Annotated in this window: 7 protein-coding genes; 2 read left to right on the top strand and 5 right to left on the bottom strand. The window is 54.5% G+C overall.

All coding sequences use genetic code 11. The features are described 5' to 3' along the window. Positions 1 to 21: 21 nt before the first annotated feature. Complete coding sequence (malQ, locus tag AC07RN_RS17750; RefSeq protein ID WP_478336960.1) at positions 22 to 2,109, bottom strand: 4-alpha-glucanotransferase; 2,088 nt, start codon at positions 2,107 to 2,109, stop codon at positions 22 to 24. 9 nt (positions 2,110 to 2,118) lie between these two features. Beyond that, complete coding sequence (gene malP / locus AC07RN_RS17745) at positions 2,119 to 4,512, bottom strand: maltodextrin phosphorylase (RefSeq protein WP_478336959.1); 2,394 nt, start codon at positions 4,510 to 4,512, stop codon at positions 2,119 to 2,121. Between the two features lie 585 nt (positions 4,513 to 5,097). On the opposite strand from malP, the gene malT reads away from it, so the two are divergent. Further along, positions 5,098 to 7,803: an HTH-type transcriptional regulator MalT gene (gene malT, locus AC07RN_RS17740; RefSeq protein ID WP_478336958.1), complete on the top strand. Its 2,706-nt coding sequence runs from the start codon at positions 5,098 to 5,100 to the stop codon at positions 7,801 to 7,803. Between the two features lie 186 nt (positions 7,804 to 7,989). On the opposite strand, the gene AC07RN_RS17735 is transcribed toward malT, so the two are convergent. Genes AC07RN_RS17735 through glpE form a run of 3 tightly spaced genes read right to left on the bottom strand, consistent with a single transcriptional unit; the run spans position 7,990 to position 9,974 of the window. Further along, positions 7,990 to 8,748: a DeoR/GlpR family transcriptional regulator gene (locus AC07RN_RS17735; RefSeq protein ID WP_235134213.1), complete on the bottom strand. Its 759-nt coding sequence runs from the start codon at positions 8,746 to 8,748 to the stop codon at positions 7,990 to 7,992. A gap of 15 nt (positions 8,749 to 8,763) precedes the next feature. Continuing rightward, positions 8,764 to 9,594: a rhomboid family intramembrane serine protease GlpG gene (glpG, locus tag AC07RN_RS17730; protein ID WP_235134214.1), complete on the bottom strand. Its 831-nt coding sequence runs from the start codon at positions 9,592 to 9,594 to the stop codon at positions 8,764 to 8,766. A gap of 47 nt (positions 9,595 to 9,641) precedes the next feature. Further along, the gene (glpE, locus tag AC07RN_RS17725) at positions 9,642 to 9,974 is read right to left on the bottom strand and encodes a thiosulfate sulfurtransferase GlpE (protein ID WP_015960794.1); all 333 of its coding nucleotides are present in this window, start codon (positions 9,972 to 9,974) and stop codon (positions 9,642 to 9,644) included. Between the two features lie 290 nt (positions 9,975 to 10,264). Here glpE and glpD point away from each other — a divergent pair, with 290 nt between their 5' ends. After that, positions 10,265 to 11,773 (top strand): glycerol-3-phosphate dehydrogenase, encoded by a 1,509-nt coding sequence (gene glpD, locus AC07RN_RS17720; RefSeq protein ID WP_449554983.1) that lies wholly within the window; start codon positions 10,265 to 10,267, stop codon positions 11,771 to 11,773. Positions 11,774 to 12,023 lie beyond the last annotated feature (250 nt).

Raw genomic sequence — 12,023 nt, 5'->3', positions numbered from 1 at the left:
CCCGCCGATTGGCGGGTTTTTTTATTTCTTTTTGACGACGGTCTTTCTGCGTTTATCCAAATCTTTAATCAGCTTGTTCACCCCTTCATCGGCAAACATCTTTTCAAGCGTTGTGGACAGTTTGCGCCGCCAGTTTTTGTACTGATAACTGGTGCCCGGAATGTTCACCGGCTCCGCCATGCCTAGCCAGTCTTCCGGCTGAAGCCCAAGCAACGCACTGTTGCTGTCGGCGATGTAACGCTGCATTCCACGATTTAACGTCGCGGTCATCGACATCAACGAGGCCTTATGCCCGGTACGCTTTGGCAAACAGCCATGCTTACGCAACGCATCCAGTAGACCCTGTTTTGCCAGTTCGCGATCCTGATACAGACCGCGCAGCACCACGTCGTCAGGATACAGGCCTAGCGTTTTGCCAAGCGTGAGATCGCCGCTTTCCCAATAGCCTCGCAGCGTAGGAAGATCATGCGTTGTCGCGACAGCCATTGATTGTTCAGGGTACGCTTGCGGCGAACGGAACGTCTTCTCATGATCACTCTCGAAATACAGTACTTTGTAGGAATAGACGCCACTGTCGCGTAATTTGCTGACGATTTCAACCGGCACGGTGCCAAGATCCTCGCCAATCACCATGCAGTGGTGACGCTTGCTTTCGAGCGCGAGGATGGACAGCAAATCATCCACCGGATATTGCACATATGCGCCATGGTCAGCCGTTTCGCCGTAGGGGATCCACCATAAACGCAGCACCGACATCACATGGTCGATACGCAATGCCCCGCAGTTTTGCATATTGGCGCGCAGCAGATCGATAAACGGTTCGTAAGCCCGCGCGACCATCACATGCGGGTCCATCGGCGGCAACCCCCAGTTTTGCCCAAGTGGCCCCAGAATATCCGGCGGCGCGCCAACCGACGCTTTCAGGCAGTACAGCTCGCGGTCACACCAGGTTTCCGCCCCGCCTTCCGCCACGCCGACGGCCAGATCGCGATACAGGCCAATCGGCATATTGTCGCCCTGACTTTGCTGCCAGCAGGCCGCAAACTGACTGTAGGCCAGCCATTGCAGCCACAGGAAAAAGTCCACCTCATCAGCGTGCTTTTTGCAGAACGCTTTCACTTCTGGAGAATCGACGGACTGATACGCCTCTGGCCACACCGGCCAGCCCCAGCGCATTTCGTCCTCTTTCACCTGATACGCATGCAGCGCATCAAACGCCGCTTGCCAGTAGAGGCTTTCACCTTCCTGGGCGATAAACTGACGAAAGGCCGCCATCTGGTCGTCATCGCGCGTTGAGAAGCCTTTCCACGCCAGACGCAGCGCCGCCATTTTGAGCGACGTGACGGTTGAATAATCAACCCAATCCGCGTCACGCGCCTGCTTCAACATCTGCTGCGTGGTGCTGAGTTTCCACCACGCCTGCGCGTCTTTGCTCTTTTTGAAATCATCCAGCGCGTTAACGTCAATATAAATCACGTTCATCCAGCGACGGGACGACGGGCTGTACGGGCTGGCGCTTTCCGGGTTGGCCGGATAAAGCGCGTGAATCGGGTTCAGGCCGATAAACGCGCCGCCGCGTTTACCTACTTCTCCCAGCATCTTTTTCAGATCGCCAAAATCGCCGATGCCCCAGTTATCGTCCGAACGCAAGGTATAAAGCTGCACGCAAGCGCCCCACAGCTTTTTACCTTCGAGCAACGCCTGCGGTTCATAGCAGCGTTTCGGCGCGACAATCACCCGACACGCGAAGCGTTGGCTGTCCTGAGTGAGCGTCAGGGTGTGGTAGCCCTCCGGCAATTTTGCCGGAAGAGTCAGCGTTTTACCGCCCGTGGCGTGGCCGTTATGCTGGTGACCGTCTTCAGTAGTCAGATCCCAGCTAAATTCTCCTTTGCCTTCAATCGGTAACGGCATTTTTTTGCCATGGGTATACACCATGACGACAGGAACCGGGCTTACCGCCGCTTTCGCGACGGGTTTTGCCTTGTGCATGGCATCCAGCAAACGTCTTTTGGTTTCAGCGCCAATTGACTGTGGTTTGCCGTGAGCATTGATATAACTGGGGCTGATCCCCGCCGCCAGCGCGGCATTATCCAGACGTTTGCTATCCATCGCGCTTCCTTAGCGTTTTGCCTGCCAGATACGGGCCTGATAATCACGGATTGAGCGGTCAGAACTGAACATCCCGCAGCGCGCGGTGTTCAGAATGCACGCACGGGTCCAGGCGTCCTGGTCGCGGTACAGCACATCAACCTGCTTTTGCGCGTCAACGTAAGCGGTAAAATCGGCCATCACCAGATACGGGTCACCGCCCTGTTTGCCGATGCTGTGCAGCATCTGGTCAAACGCGTGCTTGTCGCCATCGCTGTATTTACCGCTTTCCAGCTCTTTGAGTACCGCATCCAGCGCTTTGTCTTTTTTACGCCATTTCAGCGGATCGTAGCCTTTAGCTTTGAGCGCCTTCACCTGCTCTACGGTATGACCGAAGATAAAGATATTTTCTTCGCCCACCTGTTCGGCGATTTCGACGTTCGCACCGTCCAGCGTGCCCACGGTCAATGCCCCGTTCAGCGCCAGCTTCATGTTGCCGGTACCAGACGCTTCTTTGCCCGCAGTAGAAATCTGCTCGGAGACATCCGCCGCCGGAATCAGCAGTTCAGCGGCAGAGACGCAATAATCCGGCAGGAACACCACTTTGAGCTTATCGCCCACGGCAGGATCGTTGTTGACTGCTTCTGCCACTTTATTGATGGCGAGGATAATGTTTTTCGCCAGGTAGTAACCCGGTGCGGCTTTCGCGCCAAACAGGAACACGCGTGGCACGCGATCGGCGCTCGGGTTCTCACGAATCTCTTTGTACAGCGCCAGAATGTGCAGCAGGTTCAGGTGCTGGCGTTTGTATTCATGCAGACGTTTAATCTGGATGTCAAAAATGGCATGGGGATTGATTTCAACACCCGTGCGCACTTTAACAAACTCTGCCAGACGGACTTTGTTATCCAACTTAATCGCGCGGTATTTCGCACGGAATTTTGCGTCGTCGGCCTGTTTTTCCAGATTGATGAGCTGGTCGAGATCGTTGGCCCACTCTTTTTTCAGCGTTTTATCCAGCAGCGCGGCGAGCGCCGGGTTGCACTGTTTGATCCAGCGACGCGGCGTGATGCCGTTAGTCACATTATGGAATTTGTTTGGCCACAGCTGGTGATATTCCGGGAACAGATCTTTGACCACCAGATCGGAGTGCAGCGCCGCCACACCGTTCACCGCAAAGCCGCTGACCACGCACATATTAGCCATACGGACTTGTTTGTCGTGCACCACGGCCAGCTTCGCCCAGACGTCTTTGTCGCCCGGCCAGGTTTTATTCACCAGCACTTTAAACTGGTCGTTGATCTGATTGATTATCTGCATGTGACGCGGCAGTAGCGCTTTCACCAGCTTCTCATCCCAGCACTCCAGCGCCTCTGGCATCAGGGTATGGTTGGTGTACGCGAAGGTACGGCTGGTGATCGCCCATGCAGCGTCCCAGCTCAGCTGGTGCTCATCGATCAGCACACGCAGCAACTCAGGAATCGCAATTGTCGGGTGCGTGTCGTTCAACTGAATCACTTCGTAATCCGGCAGTTCTGCCAGCTTGCGCCCTTCCAGATGATGGCGACGCAAAATGTCGGCTACGGAGCAGGCGCACTGGAAATACTGCTGCATCAGGCGCAGCTTTTTGCCGGCCAGATGGTTGTCGTTCGGGTAGAGCACTTTGGTCAGTTTTTCTGCGTCGATACCCTGCTGCTCAGCGCGCAGGAAATCGCCGTCGTTAAATTTGGTCAGGTTAAACGGATGCGCGTGCTTCGCCTGCCACAGACGCAGCGGCTGCGCAACGCCATTGCGGTAGCCCAGAACCGGCAGATCCCAGGCTTCGCCGGTAATGACAAAATCCGGTACCCAATGGCCCTGCTTCGAGACTTTTCCGCCGATCCCCACCTGCACGTCGAGCTGCGCATTGTGGCGGAACCACGGATAGGTACCGCGATGCCAGTCGTCCGGCGCTTCAACCTGATGGCCATCCGCAAAAGACTGGCGGAATAAGCCGTACTGATAGTTCAGGCCATAGCCGGTCGCGGATTGCCCCACGGTTGCCATGGAATCCAGGAAACACGCTGCCAGACGCCCCAGACCGCCATTACCAAGACCGGGATCGGTCTCTTCTTCCAGCAGATCCGTCAGATGGATATTGTGCTCATTGAGCACCTCGCTTACCTCCTGATACCAGCCAAGGTTCAGCAGGTTATTCCCGGTCAAACGACCAATCAGGAACTCCATGGAGATGTAGTTGACGTGACGCTGGTTTTTCACCGGCTTCGCTACGGGCTGCGCGCTGAGCAATTCAGCCAGCGCACCGCTCACCGCCTGCCACCACTGATGAGGTGTCATGTCTTCTGCCGCGTGCAAACCAAAACGCTGCCACTGACGCGTCAGGGCTGCCTGAAAGTGATCTTTATTGAAGGTAGGCTGTGACATAGGGAATCGGCATCCTGTAGATAAAGTAAAGATATTGGCGCTAGTGTGCCTGGCTCATGTTATCTCTTCCTCCTCCTGACGGGGATTAGACAGGGAGGAGTAGCAGGGATGAGCGCTAAAGTGTGATCAAGGCCACTCTTGAGCATAGAACGAGTGTGACCATTCGGCGTCAGGATAAATCGGAAGAGTGTCAAAAAAATGAAATGCAGTTTCGGATGAAATTAAATGAACCAGAAATAAATGTTTACGTGAAATAATATTTATGACTTTTGTAATTATTCAGGCGCGTTATTTTATTACCGCTCCGGCACAGAAAATTTATTACGTTGACGCGTATCAGGCAGACTGAAACCGATTTCAGTTTAACCGCACTAAATGCATACAAGCCAGCATCCACGCGGTTTATAGGGCATATCGAAAAGTTCCCACCTCGATTGAAATAAAATTGTGACAGAGTGCAAATTAAGGCACAGAAAAGTCGGACATAACTTGCAATAGTTCTCTTTCTGGCCGACCTTATATCTATTAATTACGAAGCCCAAAAAAAATCGATTTCCTCGTTTCCCCACAGTGAAGTGAAAACTTATGTTGATTCCGTCCAAATTAAGTCGCCCGGTTCGTCTTGACCATACCGTGGTCCGCGAACGTCTGTTGGCGAAACTTTCCGGCGCGAATAATTTCCGACTGGCGCTGATAACGAGCCCTGCGGGCTATGGAAAAACGACGCTCATTTCTCAGTGGGCCTCCGGCAAAAGCGATTTAGGGTGGTACTCTCTGGATGAGGGGGATAACCAGACAGAGCGTTTCGCCAGCTATTTGATTGCTGCCATTCAGCAGGCCACAAACGGGCACTGCGTCACCAGCGAAATCATGGTGCAAAAGCGCCAGTACGCGAGTCTTTCGTCGCTTTTCGCACAGCTTTTTATCGAACTTGCCGAATGGCATCGCCCGCTTTATCTGGTGATTGATGATTATCATCTGATCACCAACCCGGTCATCCATGAATCCATGCGCTTCTTCCTGCGCCATCAGCCGGAAAACCTGACGCTGGTCGTGCTGTCGCGTAACTTGCCGCAGTTGGGTATCGCCAACCTGCGCGTGCGCGATCAATTGCTGGAAGTGGGCAGTCAACAGCTTTCCTTTAACCATCAGGAAGCCAAACAGTTTTTCGACTGCCGACTCAGCTCGCCTATTGAAGCCGCAGAAAGCAGCCGCCTGTGCGATGACGTTGCGGGCTGGGCGACCGCGTTACAGTTGATCGCCCTCTCAGCGCGACAAAATAACAGCCCGACGCATCAGTCAGCGCGTCGTCTGTCAGGCATCAACGCCAGCCATTTATCCGATTATTTGGTCGATGAAGTTCTGGACAGCGTCGATCCCGCCACCCGCCAGTTCTTGCTGAAAAGCTCGCTGCTGCGCTCGATGAACGATGCGCTCATTGTGCGCGTCACCGGCGAAGACAACGGGCAAATGCGCCTCGAAGAAATTGAACGTCAGGGCCTGTTCCTGCAACGCATGGACGACTCGGGCGAATGGTTCAGCTTCCACCCGCTGTTTGGCAGCTTCCTGCGCCAACGCTGTCAGTGGGAACTCGCAACAGAATTACCTGAAGTTCACCGCTCAGCCGCAGAAAGCTGGATGGCGCAAGGCTTCCCGAGCGAAGCCATTCATCATGCTCTGGCTGCGGGCGACGCCAATATGCTGCGCGATATTTTGCTCAACCATGCGTGGGGCCTGTTTAATCATAGCGAGCTGACGCTGCTTGAAGAGTCATTGCGCGCGTTGCCGTGGGAAAGCCTGCTGGAAAATCCGCGTCTGGTGCTTTTGCAGGCCTGGCTGATGCAAAGCCAGCACCGCTACAGCGAAGTGAACATGCTGCTGGCGCGCGCCGAACAAGAGATGAAGGGCGAAATGGATGCGACGCTGCACGGTGAATTTAACGCCTTGCGTGCACAGGTCGCGATTAACGACGGCGACCCGGAAGAAGCCGAACGCCTGGCGATGATCGCACTGGATGAACTGCCGCTGGCCAATTTCTACAGCCGGATCGTCGCCACATCGGTACACGGCGAAGTGCTGCACTGTAAAGGCGATCTCAGCCTGTCGCTGGCGCTGATGCAACAAACGGAACAGATGGCCCGCCGCCATGATATCTGGCATTACGCACTGTGGAGCATGATCCAGCAAAGCGAAATTTTATTCGCGCAGGGGTTCCTGCAAGCCGCCTGGGAGACGCAGGAAAAAGCGTTCCAGCTGATTCACGATCAGCACCTGGAACAGCTGCCGATGCACGAGTTCCTGTTACGTATTCGCGCTCAGCTTCTGTGGGCGTGGTCGCGTCTGGATGAGGCCGAAAGTTCCGCCCGTCACGGTGTCGAAGTGCTTTCCGCGTTTCAGCCGCAGCAGCAGTTGCAATGCCTGGCGCTGCTGGTGCAGTGCTCACTGGCACGTGGCGATCTGGATAACGCCCGCAATCATCTTAATCGTCTGGAAAACTTGCTCGGCAATGGTCAGTACCACAGCGACTGGGTGTCTAACGCGGATAAAGTGCGGGTGATTTACTGGCAAATGATCGGCGATAAAAAATCTGCCGCCAACTGGCTGCGCCAGACGCCAAAACCAGAGTTTGCCAACAACCACTTCCTGCAAAGCCAATGGCGCAATATTGCCCGTGTGCAGATCCTGTTAGGGGACTTTGACCCGGCAGAAATCGTGCTGGAAGAGTTGAACGAAAATGCCCGCAGTCTGCGTCTGATGAGCGATCTCAACCGCAACCTGCTGCTGCTTAATCAGCTTTACTGGCAGGCAGGACGTAAAAATGACGCGCAGCGTGTGTTGCTGGAGGCGTTGCAATTGGCGAATCGTACCGGGTTTATCAGCCACTTTGTGATTGAAGGCGAAGTTATGGCGCAGCAGTTGCGTCAGCTTATTCAGCTTAATACCTTGCCGGAACTGGACCAACACCGCGCCCAGCGTATTTTGCGTGAGATAAATCAGCATCACCGACATAAATTCGCGCACTTTGATGAGAACTTTGTCGAACGTCTGCTGACGCATCCGGAAGTGCCGGAACTGATTCGCACCAGCCCGCTGACGCAGCGTGAATGGCAGGTCCTGGGGCTGATTTATTCTGGTTACAGCAATGAGCAAATTGCGGGTGAGCTGGCCGTCGCGGCGACTACCATCAAAACGCACATTCGCAATTTATATCAGAAACTGGGCGTGGCGCATCGCCAGGACGCCGTGCAGCATGCGCAACAGCTGCTGAAAATGATGGGGTATGGGGTTTAAGAATTGCAGGGCTTGATGCCCTCACCCCAGCCCTCTCACACAGGGAGAGGGAGCAAATACCAAAAACGGCGACTCAGTTGCCGTTTTGCTTTTCTGGTGCGGTTTGATGTTCTCATTCCAGCCCTCTCACACAGAGAAAGGGAGCAAATACCAAAACGGCAACTGAGTTGCCGTTCTGTTTTTACTTCAGCACAGTTCTAGCTGCACGTTGTTATCGTTGATCACCTGCAATACGCCCGCTGGTGGCATCACATCGGTATACACCGCATTCACCATGCTGATACTGCCCATGTTCACCATCGCGTTACGCCCAAACTTGGAGTGATCCACCACCAGCATAACGTGGCGGGAATTGTCGATAATCGCGCGTTTGGTGCGGACTTCGTGATAATCAAACTCCAGCAATGAACCATCGCTGTCGATACCGCTGATCCCCAGAATGCCGAAATCGAGGCGAAACTGAGAGATAAAGTCGAGCGTCGCCTCACCGATAATTCCGCCGTCACGGCTACGCAATTCGCCACCCGCCAGAATGATGCGGAAATCGTCCTTGACCATCAACGTGGTGGCCACGTTCAGGTTGTTGGTCACGATGCGCAGATTTTCATGGTTGAGCAGCGCATGCGCCACCGCCTCTGGCGTGGTCCCGATATCAATAAACAGCGTCGCACCGTTAGGAATTTGGCTCGCTACTTTATGGGCAATACGTTCTTTCTCGGCCGTTTGCGTCGCTTTACGATCGTGCCAGGACGTGTTCACCGAGCTGGACGGCAAGGCCGCGCCGCCATGATGGCGCAAAATGCGGTTCTGGTCGGCCAGATCGTTTAAATCGCGGCGAATGGTCTGCGGGCTAACGGCAAATTGCTCAACCAACTCTTCAGTGCTGACGTATCCCTGTTTTTTAACCAGTTCGATAATGGCGTCATGTCGCTGTGTCTGTTTCATGAAATATCCCTGGAATTATGTTCGTTTTCGCGCATTCAGCGTATCGGCAAAGGCCATCGCCAGCCCAACGGCCAGCCCGGTGACATGTGCGCCGTTCGCGATAGACATACCAAACAGATCAAACCATCCGGCAATTAGCCATACTAATGCAAAGGTTATCAAACCACGCTGCATATAAATGCCACTTTCCGGGTCGCGCTCACCGCGAAGCCAGGCATATCCCATCAAGGCGTACACCACGCCCGACAAACCGCCAAACCACGGGCCGCTAAATTTGTGCTGCACATAACCGCTGAGTAGTGCACTAATAATGGTGATCACAATCAGCTTGCCGCTGCCGAGACGTTTCTCAACCGCCCCGCCGAGATACCACCACCACAGCAGGTTAAAGAGAATATGCAGAACCGAGAAATGCATCAGCGCGTGGGTAAAGTAACGCCAGACATCGTATTGCACCGCCGGACCGTACGGCCACGCCAGGGCGATCATCACACGTTGATCGCCGACCACGTTCATGATGATAAACACCAGAATGCAGGCCGCCATCAGCAACAGCGTAAACGGCCCTGCGCGTTCGCGCACGGTGGCAAAGAAAGGGAAGCGCTGGTAGTGCAATCCACTGTCCATATGGCCGTTGGTCCAGCTCGCAGCCAGATAACGCGGGTCGCCGGGATTCTCGAGGAAACGCGCCAGCTCAGCATTCACCCGTTCGGCCTGGCTTTCATCCGCCAGCCAGACGTCAGTTTGCGTATGCTGCTGGAGAGTCAGAACGACGCCCTGCGTCGCCATGTAATCGACAAACGCCTGAGCGACGCGCGGATTGGTAAAAGAGGTAATCATCAACATGGGCGGCAGTCGCTTAGTTCCACACAAAGGGGGACAGTATAGAGGTTTTAGCCCCCAAACGCGTGCTCAACTTCCGCCGGGAAATGGCGATGCCACGCGTCAAAGCCGCCATCAACGCTGTAGACCGCATCGTAACCCTGCTGGAGCAGATACTGCGCCGCGCCTTTGCTGCTGTTGCCGTGATAGCACATCACCATCACCGGCGTTTCAAAATCGTTATCGCGCATAAACGTGCCCAGAGTGTCGTTCGTCAGGTGGAACGCACCCGGCGTGTGTCCCATCGCGTAGCTTTGCGGATCGCGGATATCCACCAACACCGCCTTTCCCTGATGCATTTTCTGATGGGCTTCTTCGACATTAATGCATTCAAATTGATCCATGGTTTTCTCTTTTCATTATTCAGGTTGGTGCGACGTTTCCCTCTCTTTCAGAGAGAAAAATTACCCCAGGGTGAGGAAATCTGCCCCCTCTCCCCGTGGGAGAGGGCTGGGGCGAGGGTATCAGGCCGCACTATTTTACCGCGTAGTGTACGTCCTGGCGGCGGCTAAACGCCATTATGTTATCTCTATCACTCAAAATTGTTTTTTTGATGTTACCAAAAACGCGTTCCTTTGCTATTATGAGCGATATCGAACATTTATGAGCTTTAACGAAAGTGCATGAGGGTGACATGGAAACCAAAGATCTGATTGTGATAGGCGGCGGCATCAACGGTGCCGGCATCGCGGCAGATGCCGCAGGACGCGGTTTATCTGTATTGATGCTGGAAGCCAACGATCTCGCCTGTGCGACATCGTCCGCCAGCTCCAAACTGATCCACGGCGGCCTGCGCTACCTGGAACACTACGAATTTCGTCTGGTCAGCGAAGCGCTGGCCGAGCGCGAAGTTTTACTGAAAATGGCTCCGCATCTGGCGATTCCGATGCGTTTCCGCCTGCCTCATCGCCCGCATTTGCGTCCCGCGTGGATGATTCGTATCGGTCTGTTTATGTACGATCATCTGGGTAAACGCACCAGCCTTCCCGCGTCTACCGGTTTGCGTTTTGGCGCAGATTCGGTGCTGAAACCAGAAATCGTGCGCGGTTTCGAATATTCTGACTGCTGGGTGGACGATGCCCGCCTCGTTCTGGCAAATGCGCAGATGGTGGTGAAGAAAGAGGGCGAAGTGAAAACCCGCACGCGAGCGACCGCCGCACGCCGTGAAAACGGCCTGTGGATTGTGGACGCCGAAGACATTGATACCGGCGAGAAATTCAGCTGGCAGGCGCGCGGTCTGGTCAACGCTACCGGCCCGTGGGTGAAACAGTTCTTTGACGACGGCATGCATCTGCCCTCCCCGTACGGGATTCGCCTGATTAAAGGCAGCCACATCGTCGTTCCACGTGCGCATACCCAGAAACAGGCTTACATCCTGCAAAACGAAGATAAGCGCATCGTGTTTGTTATTCCGTGGATGGATGATTTCTCGATCATTGGTACCACTGACGTGGAGTACAACGGCGATCCGAAAAACGTCGAGATCGACGAGAACGAAATTGGCTATTTGTTGAAGGTGTATAACACGCACTTCAAGAAACAGTTGGGGCGCGATGACGTGGTCTGGACTTACTCTGGCGTGCGTCCGCTGTGCGATGATGAGTCAGATTCACCGCAGGCTATCACCCGCGACTACACGCTGGATATTCACGACGTGAATGGTCAAGCACCGCTGCTGTCAGTATTTGGCGGGAAACTGACGACCTACCGTAAGCTGGCTGAACATGCGCTGGAAAAACTGACGCCGTACTATAAAAATATCGGTCCGGCCTGGACGAAAGGCGCCACGCTGCCTGGCGGTGATATCGGCAGTAACCGTGATGATTACGCTGCAAAACTGCGCCGCCGCTATCCGTTCATCACCGAATCGATGGCCCGCCACTTCGCACGCACCTATGGCAGCAACACCGAGCTGATCCTCGGTGAAGCACAAAGCATTGCCGATCTGGGCGAGCATTTTGGGCATGAACTGTATGAAGCGGAACTGCGGTATCTGGTTGAGCACGAATGGGTGCGTCGCCTTGACGATGCAATCTGGCGTCGTACGAAAGAAGGGATGTGGCTGGACGCCGAGCAGCAGTCTCGCGTAGCGCAATGGCTGGCGCAAAATGCGGGAAAGCGTGAGTTGTCGTTAGCGTCCTGAGTCCGTGCGGTCTGTTGCCCTCACCCCAACCCTCTCCCACAGGGAGAGGGTGCAAAGACTAAAAACGGTCACGATTGTGACCGTTTTGCTTTTAAAGTGTGCAGTCTGATGCCCTCACCCCGGCCCTCTCCCACTGTACGGTCCGGGGACATCATGAACACTTGTTCGGGGACATGGTAGACACTTACAACTAAGGCATACGAACCCCTTTTCCGGAGTCGCTTATGCCGTGGGATGCGAGAGATACCAT

It is taken from the genome of Lelliottia sp. GFLA7 (genome assembly GCF_056490165.1).
This window is presented reverse-complemented; position numbering and strand designations above follow the sequence as displayed.